The sequence below is a fragment of the Rugamonas apoptosis genome (assembly GCF_014042355.1).
In the GTDB taxonomy this organism is placed as follows: Bacteria; Pseudomonadota; Gammaproteobacteria; order Burkholderiales; family Burkholderiaceae_D; genus Rugamonas; species Rugamonas apoptosis.
Genome location: NZ_JACEZU010000002.1, coordinates 329638 through 347940 on the forward strand (window position 1 = coordinate 329638; position 18303 = coordinate 347940).

The window sequence follows — 18303 nt, forward strand, 5'->3', positions numbered from 1 at the left end:
TCACTGTTCCCGCAGCAGGGTGGCCACGCGCTCGTCGATCACGCGCGTGTGGTCGCCGGTGGCGATGTCGTGGAACACGGCGGCCGCGATTTCCTGCTGGTGCACGGCCTGGGTGACGATGGCCTTGAGCTTGTTGGCCACCGGATACAGGAACAGGTTGGCCAGCCCCACGCCATAAATGGTGGAAACGAAGGCGACCGCGATGCCCGCGCCCAGCCGGCTGGGGTCGGTCAGGTTTTCCATCACGTGGATCAGGCCCAGCACGGCGCCCAGGATGCCGATGGTGGGCGCATAACCGGCCGCCGATTCCCAGATCCGCACGGCTTGCCGCTGTTCCGTCTCGTAGGCCGTGATTTCCGTGTCCAGGATGTGGCGCAGCTTGTCGGGCGCGATGCCGTCCACGATCAGGCGCAAGCCCTTGGCGTTGAATTTATCCTTGGAGCCGAGCATATAGCGTTCCAGCGCCAGCAAGCCGTCGCGCCGGGCCGCCAGGTTCCAGGCGTTGATCTCGCGCGCCAGCGCGGCGCGGTTGTCGGGCGGTGGCGCGAACACCAGGCGCAACATGCGCAGCCCGCGCCAGAACGTGGGCGGCCGGGTCTGCAGCAGCACGGCGCCGAAGGTGCCGACGATCACGATGGCGAACGCGGCCGGCTGGATCAATGACCCCAGCCGCCCTCCTTCCAGCCCCTGGCCGACGATGATGCCGGCCAGCGCCAGCAGCACCCCGGCTACGCTGGCCCAGTCCAAGACCGCTCCCGTAAGGTGGCCCGCAGCCGCGCCACGGCTTGCGTGTGCAATTGCGACACGCGCGATTCCGATACGCCCATGACGGCGCCGATTTCTTTCAAGTTCAGTTCCTCTTCGTAGTACAGGCCCATCAGGATTTTCTCGCGCGGTGGCAAGGCGTCGATGGCGTCGATCACGGCCTGGCGGAAGTCGCCGTCGAGCAGCGAACGCAGCGGATCGCTCTCTTCGTCCGAGCAATAGCGGTCCAGGAAGCTGTCGTTGCCGTCGTCGTCATGGAAATCTTCGTAATAAACCAGTTGGTGGCCGCCGCCGTCGGACAGCATTTCCTGGTAGTCGGCCAGCGACATCTTGAGCATCTTGGCCACCTCCGATTCCGTGGGCGGATGGCCCAGGCGCTGCTGCAGCGTGCTCATGGCCGTTTCGATCTTGCGCATGTTCTGGCGCATGGAACGGGGCAGCCAGTCGCTGTTGCGCAGCTCGTCGAGCATGGCGCCGCGGATGCGCAGCACGGCATAGGTTTCGAACTGGGCGCCATGGGTTTCCTCGTAGCGGCTGATGGCGTCGAGCAAGCCTATCATCCCGGCCTGGACCAGATCATCCACCTCCACGCTGGGTGGCAGCTTGGCCTTCATGTGGTGTGCGAGGCGCTTGACCAACGGCATGTGCTCCGTCAGCAAGCTGTCTCTGCTCGGTTTCCCTTTGACCGTGTACATAAATTCTTGTTATTCGTTAGGCGCTAAAATGGTGTGGACTCCCCGCGCGTAAGGAAGGCGAGCCGGCCAGCGCGAACCGCCCCGCCAGTTGACGAAACGCGACCGAGGCGCCAGCCAGCGGGAAGGCGTCGACCACGGCCCGCCCCAGGCGCGCCGCCCGTTGCAGGTATTCGTCGGCCGGCACCGAGCCCATGGATACCAGGTTGACCGCCAGGTAACGGCTCGCCGCTTGCGCCATGTTATCGTATACCACCTTTGCTTCCGTTTCGGAAGCCCCAGTGACGAGAATTCCGAACGGGCGGCGGCCCAGTTCATGGTTCAGGCGCTTGATCATGGCATAAGCGGCCGTGATGGAACGGGCGTGGTTGGACACCTGCACCACGATCTCGGCGCTGGCCATGACGGGCACGGGAAACGCGCCGTCGTCGAACTCGCCATCGACGATCACCATCCCGGTCTGCTTGACCAGCACGTCGAAGGCCTTGGCCAGCCGGCGCGCCTCATCCGGACCGCGGCGCGCTTCGCCGCGCGTCATCGACGCCACCGTGAAACCTTGCGGCGCTTCATACAGCACCTGGTTCAGCGCGCACTCCTGGCGCGCCACGTTGAGCAGGCTGGCGCCGCCGTCCACGCCCAGGCGCGAGGCCACGCCATGGGCGCTGGCGCAGGCATCCATCAGCAGCACGTCGTTGCCGGCCCGGGCCAGCGAGGCGCCCAGGTTGACCAGCATGGCGGCCTTGTCGTCTTGCGGCGTGGCCGACAGGAAGGTGACGATGCGTGGCGTGGGGCCGGCCAGCATCCGGCGCAGGCCTTCAGCCTGGTCGAAATCGAAGTTAGCCAAGGTGCACCTCGCGCAGCGAGCCGTCCACGCCGGCGTTGGACATCAGCAACGGCAATTCCGCGTCCAGGTACTGGCCGGGGATGGCGTCGCGCTTGAGCTTGAAGGCGCGGTCGATCAGCCAGGCCGGATCGGCCAGGTGCAGGTCTTCCGGCACGCGCTGGCCGTTGGACACGTAGAACAGGTTGAGCTTCTGGCGGATCACCACGTCGAGCACGTTGCCGATGGCGGCCGCCTCGTCCAGCTTGGTCATGATGCAGCCGGCCAGGCCACTGCCCTGGTAGGCGCGCACCACTTCGTTCAAGGTTTCCTGGGTGGCCGTGGCGTTCAGGCACAGCAGGCGTTTGACGTCGGCGCCGGCGCCTTGCAGCATGGCCACCTGCTCCGTCACCATCTGGTCGCGCTGGCTCACGCCGACCGTATCGATCAGCACCGTGTGCTTGTTTTTCAGTTCCTTCAAGGCGATGCGCAGGTCGGCCTCGTCCTTGACCGAGTGCACCATCACGCCCAGGATCTTGCCGTAGATGCGCAGTTGCTCGTGGGCGCCGATACGGTAGGCGTCGGTCGTGATCAGGGCCAGCTTGTCGGCGCCGTGGCGCATCACGCAACGGGCGGCCAGCTTGGCCGTGCTGGTGGTCTTGCCGACGCCGGTGGGGCCCACCAGGGCGAACACGCCCCCCTGGTCGATCAGGGCATCCTCATTGGCCATGGCGCTCAGGTTGCGGGTCAGGACAGTCTTGATCCAGCGCATGCTGTCGGCCGCGTCGGGGCTGGCCGGCAGTTTTTCGATCAGGTAGCGTGCCAGGCTGGCCGAAAAACCGGCCGCCAGCATCTCGCGCAGCACGGCCGCCTTGTGCGGTTCACGCTGCTGGGTCGAGCCCCAGGCGATTTCCGCCAACTGGGTTTCCATCATGCCGCGCATGGCGCGGATTTCATTCATCATGCCGCTCATTTCGGCGGCAGCGTTCTGCTTGGCGCTGGCCACGGCGGCGGCCACCATTTCCGAAATACGTTCCATGTCGAGCGCGGCGGCGCGTGGCTGGGCCGGCGCGGCGGCCGAGGCCGACGCGTACGACGAAGGCGAAGCCACCACGCGACGGGCCGGCTGGGCTGCCATCGCGACCGGCGCGGCGGGCGGCAGGTCCAGCTGAGGACGGGGCGCGGCCATCGGCGATTGCGGCGAGGGGCTGGCCAGCGAAGCGGCGTCGTCATTGGCGAGGGCCAGGATTTCGACTTCACCATCGGCCTGGCGGTTGGACAGGATCACGGCGTCGGGGCCGAGCGCCTCGCGCACCTTGCGCAGCGCTTCGCGCGACGTGGGCGCGGTGAATTTCTTGACGTTCATGGCCGGCTCCCCTGGGCAAGGGCAGCACGTGGTTGGAAAAGTGGTTTGGCCATCATCATCGACTCCTGTTACTTGAGCGCTGCGTCTTCGACATGAGACGCATCTTTGCTCTGACAGTGCCATTATTGACGATGCACCACGGAAACGATCTGACGAACAAGCGTGGAAATGGGCCGTATTTCAGCGTTGCCACATCGGCAGCGTGCGCCATGCGCCCAGTTCAGGCTCCGCGCGATACGGCCCCGTGCGCGGGCGCAAGGGGCCGTGCGTCACCATCAAGCCGGCTGCCCGCCCACCAGCGACGTCACCCGGATGGTCTTGGTTTCCGGAATCTCCGCGTGCGACAGCACTTTCAGCTGCGGCAAGGCGCGGCGCAGGAAGCGCGACAGCAAGGCGCGCAGCGGCCCCGGCACCAGCAGCACCGGTGTCAGCCCCAGCGCTTCCTGCTGGCTGGCGGCCGCCTGGGCTTGCTGGGCGATCGTGTCGGCCAGGCCCGGTTCGATGCCGGCGCCATCCGGTCCGCTGGCCGACAGCGCCTGCATCAGCAAACGCTCCAGGCGGTTGTCCAGCGTCATCACCGACAACTCGCCGGCGCCAGGGAACAGTTGCTGCACGATGGCCCTTCCCAGCGCGATCCGCACCAGCGCCGTCAAGTCGTTCGGGTCCTGGGTGTGCACGGCATGCTCGGCCAAGGTTTCGATGATGGAACGCATGTCGCGGATGTGCACGCCTTCGACCAGCAGGTTCTGCAACACTTTCTGCAAGGTCGACAGCGACACCAGCTTCGGCACCAGGTCCTCCACCAGCTTGGGCGCGTCCTTGCCCAGGTGGTCCAGCAGCGCTTGCACCTCGGCCCGGCCCAGCAGTTCCGACGCGTGCGTCGTGATCAGGTGGTTCAAATGGGTGGCCACCACCGTGCCGGCATCGACCACCGTGTAACCCATGCTCTGGGCCTGGTCGCGCAGGCCGGCATCGATCCAGGTGGCCGGCAGGCCGAAGGCGGGATCGGTGGTCACCAGGCCCGGCAGCGTGCCGCTGGCCATGCCCGGATTGATGGCCAGGAACTGGCCGTTGAAGGCCTCGCCCGTCCCCACCTCCACGCCCTTGAGCGTGATGCGGTAGGCCGACGGTTTCAATTCCAGGTTGTCGCGGATGTGCACCGGCGGCGCCAGGAAACCCACTTCCTGCGCGAATTTCTTGCGGATACCCTTGATGCGCTTGAGCAGCTCGCCGCCCTGGGTCTTGTCCACCAGCGGGATCAAACGATAGCCCACTTCCAGGCCCAGCGTGTCGACCGGCATGATGTCCTGCCAGGTGGCCTCCTCCTGCTCCGGCGCGGCCGGCGGCGGCGCTTCCGGGGCCGCCTCGGCCGCCGTGGCGGCAACGGTGGCGCGCCGCGTCAGCAGCCAGCCCGAACCGATCAGGATGCTGGCCAGCAGCAGGAACACCAGGTTGGGCATGCCAGGAATCAAGCCCATGCCGCCGATGATGCCACCCGTGATGTACAGCACCTGGGGCTTGGCGAACAACTGGCCGATCACCTGGCCACCAATGTCCTGCTCGCTGGCCACGCGCGAGACGACGATACCGGCCGCCGTGGAAATGACCAGCGACGGAATCTGCGCCACCAGGCCGTCACCGATGGCCAGCAAGGTGTAGTTCTTGATCGCGTCGGCGAACACCATATCGTGCTGCAGCAAGCCCACCAGCAGCCCGCCCACCACGTTGATGACGGTCACCAGGATGCCGGCCACGGCGTCGCCGCGCACATACTTACTGGCACCGTCCATGGCGCCGTAGAATTCCGCTTCCTGCGCCACTTCGCTGCGGCGCTTGCGGGCCTCGGCCTCGCCGATCAGGCCGGCGTTGAGGTCTGCGTCGATCGCCATCTGTTTACCAGGCATGGCGTCCAGCGCGAAACGGGCGCCCACCTCGGCGATACGGCCCGCGCCCTTGGTGACGACGGTGAAGTTGATGATGGTCAGGATGATGAACACGACGATACCGACCGCGTAGTTGCCGCCGATCAGGAAGTGGCCGAACGCTTCGATCACCTTGCCGGCCGCATCGGCGCCCGTATGGCCTTCCGTCAACACCACGCGGGTGGAAGCCACGTTGAGCGACAGGCGCAGCATGGTCGACACCAGCAAAATGGTGGGGAAAGCCATGAAGTCCAGCGGCTTGACCGTGTACAGGCTGGTCAGCAGCACGATGATGGCCAGCGCGATATTGAAACTGAAGAACAAGTCCAGCACGAACGCAGGCAGCGGCAGCACCATCATCGCCAGCAGCATGATGATCAGGATGGGCGCGGCCAGGCTCTTGTTGGCGCCTTTGGCCAGGCCCTGCATCCAGGCCGGCAGTTTCAGGTTGCTCAAGGCGTTCATGCGGGTGCTCCGTTATTCGTATCGTTAAGCTTGCGGCTGGCGTAGGCCGGGTCGAGCGGATCCAGCTCGGGTGGCACCTCGAGCCTGGTCGGGGTGTCGGGACGATGGCCGCCCTGTTTGCTGAACACGCGCAGCTGGAACACATAGGCCAGCACTTCGGCCACGGCCGCGTACAGGGCTTCCGGGATCTCGTCGCCGATGTCCGTGTGCTTGTGCAGCGCACGCGCCAGTGGCGGCGCTTCCAGGATGGCGACCTTGTTTTCCTTGGCGATCTCGCGGATCTTGGCCGCCACCTCATCGGTACCCTTGGCCACCACCCGCGGCGCGCCGCGCGAACCGTCGGCGTATTTGAGCGCCACGGCATAGTGGGTCGGGTTGATCACCACCACGTCGGCAGTGGGCACGTCGGCCATCATGCGGCGCTTGGCCATCTCGCGCTGCATCTGGCGGATCTTGGCCTTGATCTGGGGATTACCGTCGGACTCCTTGGATTCCTGGATCATTTCCTGGCGCGTCATCTTGAGCTTGTTGGCGTAGTGCCACATCTGATACGGGCCATCGACGGCGGCGATCAGGCCCAGCGCGCCGACGATGAACAGGAAGCTCATGGCGATCATGTCCAGCAAATGCACGGCGCCCAGCTTGAGCGGCTCCACGGCCAGGCCCAGCACGGCATCCTTTTGCTTCATCACCACCATCCACGCCACCAGCCCCACCACCAGCGTCTTGGCGATCGCCTTGAGCAATTCCACCAGCGCGTTGGCCGACACCAGGTTGGACAAGCCCTTGATCGGATTGAGCTTGCCGAAATTGGGGGTCACAGCCTTGCCGCTGAACAGCCAGCCGCCCACCAGCAGCGGCGACGCCAGCGCCACCAGCATCACGGCCAGGCCCAGCGGCAAACAGGCCAGCAGCACGCGGCCCACGTCGATACCGATGCGGTTCAGCAGCACGTCGGCATGAAAAATCTGTTCCTGGTCCAGCGCCAGGCCCGACACCATGGCCGAGCGCAGCTGGCGCACCAGCGAGGAACCGGTCAGCCACAGGCCGGCGCCGGCCACCATCAGCACGGTGAACGTCGCCACTTCACGCGATCGGGGAACGTCGCCTTCTTCTCGCGCCTGCTCGAGGCGCTTCGCTGACGCCGGTTCGGTCTTTTCTGCGTCGCTTTCTTCAGCCATCGCCTGCTCCTGTGGATACGCTAGCCATCATAGGCGATATTGCCGTATGGCTATGCGCGGAACAGGATGGCAAAAGGGGGCCTATTTGCCGCTCCCGGCCGGATCGGCCCGGGTCACGGTCTGCTCGATGGCGCCAAAGATGGACTTGCCGTCGCCGTTCAGCATCTCGATGCGGATGGTGTCGCCGAACGCCATGAACGGCGTGACGGGCGCGCCGCCAGCGATGATTTCCAGGCAACGTTGCTCGGCGATACAGGAGTAGCCGCGCTTGCTGTCCTTGTTCGACACGGTGCCGGAACCGACGATGCTGCCGGCCCGGATACGGCGCGACTTGGCCAGGTGCGCCAGCAGCTGGGGAAAGTTGAAGATCATGTCCACCCCCGCATGCGGCTGGCCCACCAGCTTGCCATTCCACGTCGACCGCAGCGGCAGGTGCACCTTGCCGCCCTTCCAGGCGTCGTCCAGCTCATCAGGCGTGACGGCCACGGGCGAGAAACTGGTGGCCGGCTTGCTTTGCAGGAAACCAAAACCCTTGGCCAGTTCGTCCGGAATCAGGTTGCGCAGCGACACGTCGTTGACCAGCGCCAGCAAGCGGATCTGCTGGTAAGCCTGGTCGGGCGAGGCGCCCATGGGGATATCGTCCGTGATCACGGCCACTTCCGCTTCGAAATCGATGCCCCACTCTTCATGGAACAGCGCGATATCGTCGCGCGCACCGAGCAAGTCGTCGCTGCCGCCCTGGTACATCAGCGGCTCTTCCCAGAACGAGGCGGGCAGCTCGGCGCCGCGCGCCTTGCGCACCAGCTCCACATGGTTGACGTAGGCCGAACCGTCGGCCCACTGGTAGGCGCGCGGCAACGGCGCCATGCAGCGCGCCGGATCGAAGTCGAAGCTGCGGCGGCCGCGGCCATTACTCAAGTCCTGGTACAGCTGCTGCAACTGGGGCGCGATGAAGGCCCAGTCGTCCAGCGCCCGCTGCAGGGTGGGCGCGATGCCATCGGCCAGCTGGGCCGTTTTCAGGTCGCGCGCGACGACGGCCAGTTGGCCGTCGCGGGTGCCGTCTTTGAGAGTGGCGAGTTTCATGGATGCGTGAGGAAAAATGCAACGCCCGCGCCGCCAGGCGGCGGCACGGACGGCGGGAACGGGGTTTAGACGGGCGCCAGCAAGGCCAGTTGTTCAGGCGTCAGATAGCACCACTCGCCTTCGCCCAAGCCCAGCGATTCGAGTTGCAGGGTGCCGATGGCGGAACGGTGCAGCGCGCTGCAATGGTTGCCGGCGGCCGCCAGCATGCGCTTGACCTGGTGATATTTGCCCTGCTCCAGCACGATTTCCAACAGGTGCTCGCCGCGCTGCTCGCACACCAGGGCGGCCAGCGGCGCCGGCTCGTCATGCAACTGCACGCCGGCCAGCAACTGCGCCACCAGCGCCGGCGTCACCGGGTCCTGGGTGGTGGCCTGGTAGACCTTGGGCACGTGGCGCTTGGGCGAGGACTGGGCATGGATGAAGGGACCATCGTCCGACATCAGCAGCATGCCGGTGGTGTCGTGGTCGAGCCGGCCCACGGGCTGCACTTCGCGCCACGTGAATTGTTCAGGCAGCAAGGTCAGCACACCGGGATGGTGGCTGGGCTTGCGCGAGCATTCGAAATTGGCCGGCTTGTTGAGGGCGATATACAGGTGTTCGCGGTACACCCACTCCTCGTCGAATACGGTCAGCACCAGGCCATCCGTTTCCACCGTGGTGCGGTAATTGTCCTGCACCTGGCCGGCGATGCTCACTTCGCCGTCCTCGATCAGGGAGCGGCAGTACTTGCGGGTACCAAATCCTTGCGATTGCAGGATGCGGTCTAGGGATAATTTACTCATGGCGAGACTTTAACAGATGCGGCTGCGAGCGTGAAGGCAAGCGGCCCGGCCCGGCGCCGCCCCGCCGGACGGCGGCCCCCACACTTTATTGATGCAAATCAATAAGCCTACGCTTGGCGTTGATACACTGAAACTTCATTAGGAATCGGCCTAACACCAATTGGGAATAACGGAAGAGGTTGTTAGACCGGACAGGCTGCCCGCCGAAGGAAGTATCATGCCAAATCGCGCCCCACACCGCCAGCTTACCCCATCCCGCGCTGAGGATACGGAGGGCGAACCGCATCCGCCCGCCACCACCGTGGCCGCCGAAGCGGCCGCGGCGCACCGCACGGCGCTGGCATTGTCGCGCTGGTGCAGCGGCGACACGGCGGCCGACTTGCGGACGGCCGCCGCGCTCCACCCGGGGCCGCAAGCCCAGTGGCACGCGGCCCTGCAACGCCAGTTCTGCGCCTGGCTGGAAGCGGGTGGTTTCGCGGCCCAGGAGCGGCAGCGGCCCACGCCGCGTACGGACGCGCCAATGAAAACAGCGGCGTTGCGCCGCTGTTCTCAGCCCCATTGCGGGACTATTGACGAGGAATTGAAATTCTCTCTACTCCGCATTCGCGATGCGGTTGAGTAGTTCCATCAACTGCTTGGCAAGACAGTGCGGACAACGATCTGAACTGTTAATCTGACCTCCCTTGGAAAGAACTACAACACCACTATAGACCAAGGTGAGCGATATACAAGCCCATTCCAGGGCGTATTAATAATGTTAATCGTCCTGACATTGCCGCTCAATGGAGCAGCGGCCGCGCCCCCGCGACCACGGATTTGACGGCGCCCGCCCCCATGGCGGCGCCGAATTTCTTCAGCACCCGCTCCGGCAAGCCTTCATGCTGGGTATAGTCGATGATGTCCTCCGCCTTGATCACGTCGCGCGCCACGCTGTCGACCGTACCCAGGTCGTCGGCCAGGCCCATGTCGATGGCCCGCGCGCCACTCCAGAACAGGCCGGAGAACATGTCAGGCGTTTCCTTCAGGCGCTTGCCGCGGCCACTGCGCACCACGTCGATGAACTGATGGTGGATCTCGCCCAACATGGCCTGGGCATGCTGCTTGTGCTTTTCTGTCAGCGGGCTGAACGGGTCCATGAAACCCTTGTTCTCGCCGGCCGTCAACAGCCGCCGCTCCACGCCGGCCTTCTCCATGATGCCCGTGAAGCCGAAGCCATCCATCAGCACCCCGATCGAGCCGACGATGGAGGCCTTGTCCACATAGATGCGGTCGGCGGCGGCCGCGATGTAATAACCGCCGGAGGCGCAGATCTCGTCCACCACCACATACAGCGGCTTGGCCGGATAGCCCTTGCGCAGGCGCCGGATCTCGTCGACGATCATGCCGGCCTGCACCGGGCTGCCGCCGGGGCTGTTGATATGCAGGACCACGGCCACCGAGCCGCTGTCGGAAAACGCCTTGTTCAGCGCCGGAATCACGACGGCGGCCGAACCGCTGCCTTCCGTGTCGATTTCGCCTTCGATCTCGATCAGGGCCGTATGGCGCCCCAGCGCCTCGCCGTCCACCCCGGGCCAGCTGAAATCGAAATAGGCGGCCAGCCCCACCAGCACCACCAGCAGGAACAGGAACTTGAAGAAGATGCCCCAGCGGCGCTGGGCGCGCTGCTCGGTCAAGGTGGCGAACACCAGCTTTTCCAGCACGTCGCGTTCCCAGTTGGTGGGCGCGGCGGCCGGCTTGGCCGGCGCCGCCGGCGGGATGGGCGCGCGTTCGGACGCGCTATCGCTCGTATTTTCGCTCATGGTTGCTGCCAGATGGAATACATGGAATGGAAAGGCGGCGACGGCTCAGGCACAGGCCGGCCGTACATACTCGTCAGGTTGCCAATAGATATGCTGGTCGCGTTCGATCACCGTGATGGGGCGCAGCCGTCCGCCCCGGCACGGTCCGCCGGCGCAGAAACCGCTCTCGGGCACATAGATGGCGCCGTGCGTGGAACACATCAGGTACAGGCCGCTGGACTCGAAGAACTCGCCTTCGGCCCAGTCCAGCTCGATGGGCACGTGGGCGCAGCGGTTCAGGTAGCCATACACCTTGCCTTGGTAGCGCACCACGAAACCGGTGCCGTCCTCGCCGCCGGCCGTGACGGGAAAGCGCACGCCCTTGCCGCCTTCCAGCACGGCATCGGCGGCGCACACCAGGATCTCCGGCGCGCTGGAAGTGCTGACGTCGCTCATGGTCAAGCGTGCTCGTTCAGCCAGTGGTGCAACTCGGTCACGGAAGCGGCCGAGAACAGCGGCTGGCAGGCGGCCAACTGGTCCACCGGATGGGCGCCATACTGGACCGCGATGGCCGATGCACCCGCATTGTTGGCCATCAACAAGTCATGGGTGGTATCGCCGATCATCACCGTGCGCTTCATGTCCTGGCCCAGCTCGCGCGTCAGTTCCTGCAGCATGGCCGGATGCGGCTTGGAGAATGTTTCGTCCGCGCAACGCGTAGCATCGAACAGCGACAGCAGGCCGGCGTCGTTCAAGGCCCGGTTCAGCCCGACCCGGCTCTTGCCGGTGGCCACGGCCAGGAAATACGCTTGCTGCGCCAATTCCTCCAGCATCTCGCGCGCGCCCTTGAACAGCGTCAACTCGTGGTCGCGCGACAGGTAATGGTAGCGGTAGCGCTCCACCAGCCGTGGATAGAATTTGGGGTCGATGCCGGGCATGGCGGCCTGCATGGCTTCCGACAGGCCCAGGCCGATCACATGCGCGGCCGCCTCGTCGCGGGGAATCGGCAAGCCGAGGTCCTTGGCCGCCGCCTGTATGCATTTCACGATCGCCGATGTGGAATCCATCAGCGTGCCATCCCAATCGAATACGATTAAGTCAAATTGCTTTCTTGCCATGTCTCCCGGCCGCGTTTGGCGCCGGCTCCTTGATTCCATGCCCGGCGACGGCGGATGGCCGTGCCTGACACTATATATATTAGCTAGATGCGTTAAGGGGTTTCCCTAAGCTTAACAAGAAACGCTCACATTCGGCGGCCAATGGCGCATTTAATGTTAACAATTTGCCAGTTTCCGGGTGCGTAAACGTAATTTGATGGGCGTGCAGGAACATCCGCTTGAGCGCGCCGCGCGTGGCGTCGGCTTTCAGCAAGGCGCGGTTGAGCGCGAAATCGCCGTACTTGTCGTCACCTGCTATCGCGAAGCCAGACGATGCCAGATGAACGCGAATCTGGTGGGTGCGCCCCGTTTTCAGCTCCGCCTCCAGCAGCGCGAAATCCTTGAACTTGCGCAATAAGGTGAAGACCGTGTGCGACGGCAAGCCATCGGCCTGCACCGCCACCCGGCGTTCACCATCGGCCGTCGTGTATTTATGCAATGGCAACTTCACGTGCTGGCGCGCGTTCTTCCAGTCGCCCGCCACCAGGGTCAGGTAACGCTTGTCCGTGTGGCCTTCGCGCATTTGCTCGTGCAGGTTGGTCAGCGCCGTACGTTTCTTGGCGAGCAACAACAAGCCGGACGTATCGCGGTCCAGCCGGTGCACCAGTTCCAGGAATTTCGCTTGCGGGCGTGAAGCCCGCAACTGCTCGATCACGCCGAACGACACGCCCGAGCCGCCATGCACGGCCACTCCGGCCGGCTTGTCGATCACCAGCAACTGCTGGTCCTCGTAGATGATGTCGAATTCGGCCGCCGGCACCGTGCTGGTGTCGGCCTTGTCGGCCACCCGCACCGGTGGAATACGGACGATATCGCCTTGTACCAAGCGGTACAATTGATCGATCCGGCCCTTGTTGACCCGCACCTCGCCCGAGCGCAGGATGCGATAGATATGGCTTTTCGGCACGCCTTTGCATACACGCAACAAGTAGTTATCGATGCGCTGACCGGCCTCTTCTTCCGTGATTGTGACGAATTGTGCTTGCGGCGGAACCTGTGTTGAAGGGGGAACAACATCGTTTTGCATCTTCATTTGCTCTGTCTTCCCAGAAAATCTCTCTAAGTCCTTCATTTTGAATATATAATCATTTAGCGGCGGTTCATGCTGCTGCAAGTGTAAGAATAAAAGCATATTTTACACAGGGGCGTCTCCACTGGCCTCGCCAAATTGCAAATTCAGAGGAAAAAATGTATACGCACCACCCCTGCGCGGATCAAGGTTGCACCGTCGTTGTAATCGGATGGCGCGCAAGAGTGCTGAATTAGGATGGTTGGATTGTAAGGATAACGCCGGCAAGCATGATCAAGAGTTGTGCTCGCTGGTTAATGAAGTTGATAACGCTTGCCGTTTTCGCCAGACCCCATGCTTAGTTGCAAGCTAATGACGGAAGGCTGAAACAAGCCTAGTTGTCGAAGTTGTAGTACTTGTCACGTAAGCACGGCCAGGATCTGGCTCATCGACGCTGCCCACCGCCTGCGTTCTCTGCCCCCCGCCCACGCGGGCCGCATGGAAGAATCGCAGGTGACGCGGGTACTCGGCATGTCGATCGACCTCATGCGCCCAGTGGCGGCCGCAACCTACGTTGCTGCGCCGCCCATCAGGGCATACCCACCGCAACCATGTTAATTCTCGCGTATATCCCTGTACCTTCGCCGCTCCACGGAGCGGCATTGAGATGGCCCATAGGGTCGCGGAGTTAATAAAAATGAAACGCATGTTGTTTAATGCTACGCAACAAGAGGAGCTGCGTGTAGCGATCGTCGATGGCCAGAAACTGATCGACATCGACATCGAGACGGCCGGACGCGAGCAACGCAAGTCCAACATCTACAAAGGCGTGATCACCCGTATCGAGCCGTCGCTGGAAGCGTGCTTCGTCAGCTACGGCGAAGACCGCCACGGTTTCCTGCCGTTCAAGGAAGTGGCCCGTACCTACTTCCGCGAAGGCGTGGACGTACGCAACGCCTCCGTCAAGGAAGCCCTGCGCGAAGGCCAGGAAATCATGGTGCAGGTGGAAAAGGAAGAGCGCGGCAACAAAGGCGCGGCCCTGACCTCCTTCGTCTCGCTGGCGGGCCGCTACCTGGTCCTGATGCCCAACAATCCACGCGGCGGCGGCGTGTCGCGCCGGGTCGAAGGTGAAGAGCGCCAGGAATTGCGCGAAACCATGGACAAGCTGGACTTGCCGCCAGGCATGTCCGTGATCGCCCGCACGGCCGGCATCGGCCGCAATGTGGAAGAGCTGCAGTGGGACTTGAATTACCTGATGCAACTGTGGCGCGCCATCGAAGGGGCCGGCAAATCGGCCTCGGGCGCGTTCCTGATCTACCAGGAATCGTCGCTGGTGATCCGCGCCATCCGCGATTACTTCCAGCCCGACATCGGTGAAATCCTGATCGACACGGACGACATCTACGAGCAGGCCCACCAGTTCATGAGCCACGTGATGCCCGACATGGTGCACCGCGTGAAACGTTACAGCGACGACGTGCCGCTGTTCTCGCGCTTCCAGATCGAACACCAGATCGAGACGGCCTACTCGCGCACCGTGCCGCTGCCATCGGGCGGCGCCATCGTGATCGACCACACCGAAGCGCTGGTGTCGGTGGACGTCAACTCGGCCCGCGCCACCCGCGGCTCCGACATCGAAACCACCGCCTTCAACACCAACTGCGAAGCGGCCGAGGAAGTGGCCCGCCAGCTGCGCCTGCGCGACCTGGGTGGCCTGATCGTGATCGACTTCATCGACATGGAAGTGGCCAAGAACCAGCGCGAAGTGGAACAGCGCCTGAAGGACGCGCTGCACCATGACCGTGCGCGCGTGCAGATGGGCAAGATTTCCCGCTTCGGCCTGATGGAACTGTCGCGCCAGCGCCTGCGCCCTTCGCTGTCCGAAGGTTCGCACGTGACGTGTCCGCGCTGCTCCGGCACCGGCCACATCCGCGATACGGAATCGTCCGCCCTGCAGGTGCTGCGCATCATCCAGGAAGAGGCCATGAAGGAAAACTCGGCCACCATCCACGTGCAAGTGCCGGTGGATGTGGCCGCCTTCCTGCTGAACGAAAAACGCGGCGAAGTGCTGAAGATCGAGAACCGTCACCGCATCGCCGTGATCCTGATCCCGAACAAGCACCTCGACACCCCGCACTACAAGCTGGAACGCATCAAGCACGACGATCCACGCCTGGAAGACAGCCAGGCCAGCTACACGCTGGCCGAGCAGGCCGAAACCGACATGGCCTACAGCAAGCGCCAGAAGGAAGAAGCCAAGCCGCGCCAGGAAGCCGTGGTCAAGACCATCACCCCGGAGCAGCCAGCGCCGATGGTCGAGCGCACCGCCAAGCCAGCCGAGCCGGTCAAGGCCGCCGCGCCAGCCCAGCCAGTGGCCGAACCCGGTTTCTTCGACAAACTGTTCAGTTTCTTCCGCGCCAAGCCGGCAGCGCCGGTCATGCCGGTGGCCCCGACCATCGTCGTCAAGCCCGTGCCGACCGATCGCGGCGACCGCAACGCCCGTGGCCCACGCGGCCGCAGCCGTAACGGCAAGCCAGGCGGCCGCGAGCGCGACGAGCGCGAACCAGGCGCCCGCCCAAGCCAGGAAGAAGGCGCCAAGGCGGCCGACAGCGGCCGTCCAGCCCGTCCACCGCGTCCACCACGCGAAGGCCGTGAAGGCCGTGAGCCACGCGAAAACCAGGCAGCCGAAGGCCAGCGTGAGCGCGGCGAACGTGGCGAGCGCGCCGAGCGCCCACCGCGCCCACCCCGTGAGCCACGCGGCGAGAAGCCACAGGTAACGGAAGCGAAAGTGGAGGAATTGGCATTGACGGCAGCTGTCGGCGCCGCCGTGGTCGCACCAGCGGCTGCGGCAGCGGCAGCAGGCACCGGCCCTGTCGTCGAAGCAACGTCCATCCTGAAAACGGCACCACTGACGGGTCCGGAAGGTGAGGAATCGGACGCCGCTGACGGCGAAGAGCCGCGCCGCCGCCGCCGTCGTGGCGGCCGCAACCGCAACCGCCGCGAACGCGAAGGTGGCGAAGGCATGGAAGCGGGCGCCAACGAAGGTGACGCACCGGTCGTGACCTTCACCGTGGCACCGGAAACGAACGCTGAAACCGTCGCCGCCGTGGCGCCAGTGGCAGTGGCCACGCCAGCAGTGGAAACCGCTGCCCCGGCAGCGGTCGCCGCCGAGCCGGCAGCCCCTGTGGCGGAAGTCGTCGCAGCGGCCGCTCCCGTGGCCCACATCGCGCCAGTGGCCGAAGCCGCACCGGTCGTCGCGCCAGTGGTGGAAGTGGCACCAGTCGCCGTCGCACCGGCAGCCGTAGTCGAAGCCGCCGCAGCTACTGTGACCGAGGCCGCCGCGCCTGTGGTGGCCGAAGTGGCCAAAGTGGCCGAAGTCGCTGCCCCAGCCTTCGAAGTGGCGCAAGCCGTGGCCGTGGCTCCGGCCGCGCCTGCGGTTGAAGCCGTCGTCGCCGCACCCGTCGTGGCCGCACCCGTCGTCGCCGAGCCAGTGGTGGTGGCAGCCGCCGCGCCAGTGGCAGCGCCCGCCCCTGCTCCAGCGCCGGTGGCCGCCGCGCCGGTAGCGCCGATCGACCTGCAAGCCGTACTCGGCTCCGCCGGCCTGACGCTGGCGGCCACCGACCCGGCCAAGCTGCGCGCCGCCCAGGAAGCCGCCGCCAAGGCAGTGGCTCCCGTGCGCGTGCCACGCGAGCGCAAGCCGCTGCCACCGCAAGCGGACGAGCCGCTGGTGCAAGTCGACACCCGCCGTTAAGTCCAGCCGTGCGGGGTCATCCCCGCCGGCTGTACACAGAAAAGGGAAGCCGCGCGCTTCCCTTTTTTTCGCCCTTCCCAAGCCGCTCTTTTGCGGGCAGACTGAGGGCCGCATTGATTTCCCGCCCATGACAGGATGCCACGCCGATGAACCAGCCTGACTTGCACCGTCCCGCCCCCGTTAGCCTGCGCACCGCATTCCGGTACTGGCTCAAGCTGGGCTTCATCAGCTTTGGCGGCCCGGCCGGCCAGATCGCCATGATGCACACGGAACTGGTGGAACGGCGCCGCTGGATCTCCGAACAGCGCTTCCTGCACGCGCTGAACTATTGCATGTTGCTGCCCGGCCCGGAAGCGACCCAACTGGCCATCTACATCGGCTGGCTGCTCCACAAGACGCGCGGCGGCATCGTCGCCGGCGTCCTGTTCGTCTTGCCATCGCTACTGATCCTGACCGCTTTATCGTGGATCTACATGGCCTACGGCAGCGTACCGGCGGTCGCGGCGGTGCTGTACGGCATCAAACCGGCCGTGGTCGCCATCGTGCTGGCGGCGGCCTGGCGCATCGGCAAACGAACCCTGAAAAATGGCGCGCTGATCGCGCTGGCCGCCGCCGCTTTTGTCGCCATCACCCTGTTTCATCTGCCATTTCCGCTCATTGTCGCCGGCGCGGCGCTGATCGGACTGATCGGCGGCCGGTCCTGGCCGGCGCTGTTCCAGGTGGGCGGCGGCCATCCCGGCCAAGCCGCATCCTACGGCCCGGCCCTGATCGACGACGACAGCCCCACACCAGATCATGCCCGCTTCTCCTGGCCGGCCCTGCTCCGCGTGGCCCTGGCCGGCTGCGCGCTGGGCACGCTGGCGTGGCTGGCGCTGGCCCTGTCCACCGGCGCGCGCGCGCCGCTGGCGCAAATGGGCTGGTTCTTCACCAAGGCCGCCATGCTGACCTTTGGCGGCGCCTATGCGGTGTTACCTTATGTCTACCAAGGCGCCGTGGACAACTTCCACTGGCTGCTGCCGGCGCAAATGATCGATGGCCTGGCGCTGGGCGAGACCACGCCCGGCCCGTTGATCATGGTGGTCGCCTTCGTCGGTTTCGTGGGCGCGTGGAGCAAGGCCGTGTTCGGCACCAAGCTGCTGGCGGCCGGCGCGGCGGGCGCCACGGTGGCCACCTTCTTCACCTTCCTGCCCTCCTTCCTGTTCATCCTGGCCGGCGGCCCGCTGGTGGAAGCGACGCGCGACAATATCCGCATGACCGCCCCGCTGACGGCCATTTCCGCCGCCGTGGTGGGCGTGATCGTCAGCCTGGCCGTGTTTTTCGGCATGCATGTATTCTGGCTGGATACCCCAACGCCGCACCTCGACTTGCGGGCGGTATTGCTGGGCGGTATGGCCAGTATCGCCTTGCTGCGCTACCAGATGGGAACGATCAAGCTGATACTGGCCTGTGCGATCTGCGGCCTCGTGCTATCGTATCTCCGTTAGCGGCATCCTGATGCCCGTGTTCTTTGCTGTACCCGGCAGTAATTGTGT

15 protein-coding genes are annotated in these 18303 nt (G+C 64.9%); 3 read left to right on the forward strand and 12 right to left on the reverse strand.

Translation table 11 applies throughout. The features are described 5' to 3' along the window. From H3H39_RS05200 to H3H39_RS05235, 8 genes are all read right to left on the reverse strand, one after another. Positions 1–747: a flagellar motor protein gene (locus tag H3H39_RS05200; protein WP_182152243.1), complete on the reverse strand. Its 747-nt coding sequence runs from the start codon at positions 745–747 to the stop codon at positions 1–3. Continuing rightward, positions 729–1460 carry an RNA polymerase sigma factor FliA gene (locus H3H39_RS05205; protein WP_182152244.1) on the reverse strand — a complete coding sequence of 244 codons (732 nt, stop codon included), beginning with the start codon at positions 1458–1460 and terminating at the stop codon, positions 729–731. The genes H3H39_RS05200 and H3H39_RS05205 overlap by 19 nt, the downstream gene beginning before the upstream one ends. Before the next feature lie 16 nt (positions 1461–1476). Beyond that, positions 1477–2301: a MinD/ParA family ATP-binding protein gene (locus H3H39_RS05210; RefSeq protein WP_182152245.1), complete on the reverse strand. Its 825-nt coding sequence runs from the start codon at positions 2299–2301 to the stop codon at positions 1477–1479. Continuing rightward, positions 2294–3643 carry a flagellar biosynthesis GTPase FlhF gene (gene flhF, locus H3H39_RS05215; RefSeq protein WP_182152246.1) on the reverse strand — a complete coding sequence of 450 codons (1350 nt, stop codon included), beginning with the start codon at positions 3641–3643 and terminating at the stop codon, positions 2294–2296. The genes H3H39_RS05210 and flhF overlap by 8 nt, the downstream gene beginning before the upstream one ends. A 275-nt stretch (positions 3644–3918) precedes the next feature. Further along, a complete protein-coding gene (gene flhA / locus H3H39_RS05220; RefSeq protein WP_311196857.1) occupies positions 3919–6030 on the reverse strand; it encodes a flagellar biosynthesis protein FlhA in 2112 nt (703 codons plus the stop codon). Next, entirely contained in the window at positions 6027–7211 is a 1185-nt protein-coding gene (gene flhB, locus H3H39_RS05225; RefSeq protein WP_182152247.1) for a flagellar biosynthesis protein FlhB, read from the reverse strand. The genes flhA and flhB overlap by 4 nt, the downstream gene beginning before the upstream one ends. 81 nt (positions 7212–7292) lie before the next feature. Then, positions 7293–8294: a fumarylacetoacetate hydrolase family protein gene (locus tag H3H39_RS05230; protein WP_182152248.1), complete on the reverse strand. Its 1002-nt coding sequence runs from the start codon at positions 8292–8294 to the stop codon at positions 7293–7295. 65 nt (positions 8295–8359) lie between these two features. Next, positions 8360–9076 (reverse strand): pseudouridine synthase, encoded by a 717-nt coding sequence (locus H3H39_RS05235; RefSeq protein WP_182152249.1) that lies wholly within the window; start codon positions 9074–9076, stop codon positions 8360–8362. A 217-nt stretch (positions 9077–9293) separates the two neighbouring features. Here H3H39_RS05235 and H3H39_RS05240 point away from each other — a divergent pair, with 217 nt between their 5' ends. Beyond that, complete coding sequence (locus H3H39_RS05240; protein ID WP_220461436.1) at positions 9294–9698, forward strand: hypothetical protein; 405 nt, start codon at positions 9294–9296, stop codon at positions 9696–9698. A 157-nt stretch (positions 9699–9855) separates the two neighbouring features. On the opposite strand, the gene H3H39_RS05245 is transcribed toward H3H39_RS05240, so the two are convergent. The 4 genes from H3H39_RS05245 to H3H39_RS05260 all read right to left on the reverse strand — a co-directional run bounded on the left by H3H39_RS05245 (position 9856) and on the right by H3H39_RS05260 (position 13044). Further along, the gene (locus tag H3H39_RS05245) at positions 9856–10875 is read right to left on the reverse strand and encodes a S49 family peptidase (protein ID WP_182152250.1); all 1020 of its coding nucleotides are present in this window, start codon (positions 10873–10875) and stop codon (positions 9856–9858) included. A 45-nt stretch (positions 10876–10920) separates the two neighbouring features. Continuing rightward, on the reverse strand, positions 10921–11310 hold the full coding sequence (locus H3H39_RS05250) for a Rieske (2Fe-2S) protein (protein WP_182152251.1): 390 nt from the start codon (positions 11308–11310) through the stop codon (positions 10921–10923). A 2-nt stretch (positions 11311–11312) separates the two neighbouring features. Further along, positions 11313–11972 carry an HAD-IIIA family hydrolase gene (locus H3H39_RS05255; RefSeq protein ID WP_182152252.1) on the reverse strand — a complete coding sequence of 220 codons (660 nt, stop codon included), beginning with the start codon at positions 11970–11972 and terminating at the stop codon, positions 11313–11315. A gap of 79 nt (positions 11973–12051) precedes the next feature. Continuing rightward, positions 12052–13044 (reverse strand): RluA family pseudouridine synthase, encoded by a 993-nt coding sequence (locus H3H39_RS05260; RefSeq protein WP_182152253.1) that lies wholly within the window; start codon positions 13042–13044, stop codon positions 12052–12054. A 673-nt stretch (positions 13045–13717) separates the two neighbouring features. Between H3H39_RS05260 and H3H39_RS05265 the strand changes: the two genes are divergently transcribed. Next, on the forward strand, positions 13718–16771 hold the full coding sequence (locus H3H39_RS05265; protein ID WP_182152254.1) for an Rne/Rng family ribonuclease: 3054 nt from the start codon (positions 13718–13720) through the stop codon (positions 16769–16771). 146 nt (positions 16772–16917) lie between these two features. Then, on the forward strand, positions 16918–18255 hold the full coding sequence (gene chrA / locus H3H39_RS05270; protein ID WP_182152255.1) for a chromate efflux transporter: 1338 nt from the start codon (positions 16918–16920) through the stop codon (positions 18253–18255). Positions 18256–18303 lie beyond the last annotated feature (48 nt).

Coding starts and splice junctions, on each gene's coding strand:
- H3H39_RS05205 (WP_182152244.1), bottom strand. CDS start 1,460: ATGTACACGGTCAAAGGGAAACCGAGCAGAGACAGCTTGCTGACGGAG.
- flhF (WP_182152246.1), bottom strand. CDS start 3,643: ATGAACGTCAAGAAATTCACCGCGCCCACGTCGCGCGAAGCGCTGCGC.
- flhA (WP_311196857.1), bottom strand. CDS start 6,030: ATGAACGCCTTGAGCAACCTGAAACTGCCGGCCTGGATGCAGGGCCTG.
- flhB (WP_182152247.1), bottom strand. CDS start 7,211: ATGGCTGAAGAAAGCGACGCAGAAAAGACCGAACCGGCGTCAGCGAAG.
- H3H39_RS05230 (WP_182152248.1), bottom strand. CDS start 8,294: ATGAAACTCGCCACTCTCAAAGACGGCACCCGCGACGGCCAACTGGCC.
- H3H39_RS05235 (WP_182152249.1), bottom strand. CDS start 9,076: ATGAGTAAATTATCCCTAGACCGCATCCTGCAATCGCAAGGATTTGGT.
- H3H39_RS05240 (WP_220461436.1), top strand. CDS start 9,294: ATGCCAAATCGCGCCCCACACCGCCAGCTTACCCCATCCCGCGCTGAG.
- H3H39_RS05245 (WP_182152250.1), bottom strand. CDS start 10,875: ATGAGCGAAAATACGAGCGATAGCGCGTCCGAACGCGCGCCCATCCCG.
- H3H39_RS05250 (WP_182152251.1), bottom strand. CDS start 11,310: ATGAGCGACGTCAGCACTTCCAGCGCGCCGGAGATCCTGGTGTGCGCC.
- H3H39_RS05255 (WP_182152252.1), bottom strand. CDS start 11,972: ATGGCAAGAAAGCAATTTGACTTAATCGTATTCGATTGGGATGGCACG.
- H3H39_RS05260 (WP_182152253.1), bottom strand. CDS start 13,044: ATGAAGATGCAAAACGATGTTGTTCCCCCTTCAACACAGGTTCCGCCG.
- H3H39_RS05265 (WP_182152254.1), top strand. CDS start 13,718: ATGAAACGCATGTTGTTTAATGCTACGCAACAAGAGGAGCTGCGTGTA.
- chrA (WP_182152255.1), top strand. CDS start 16,918: ATGAACCAGCCTGACTTGCACCGTCCCGCCCCCGTTAGCCTGCGCACC.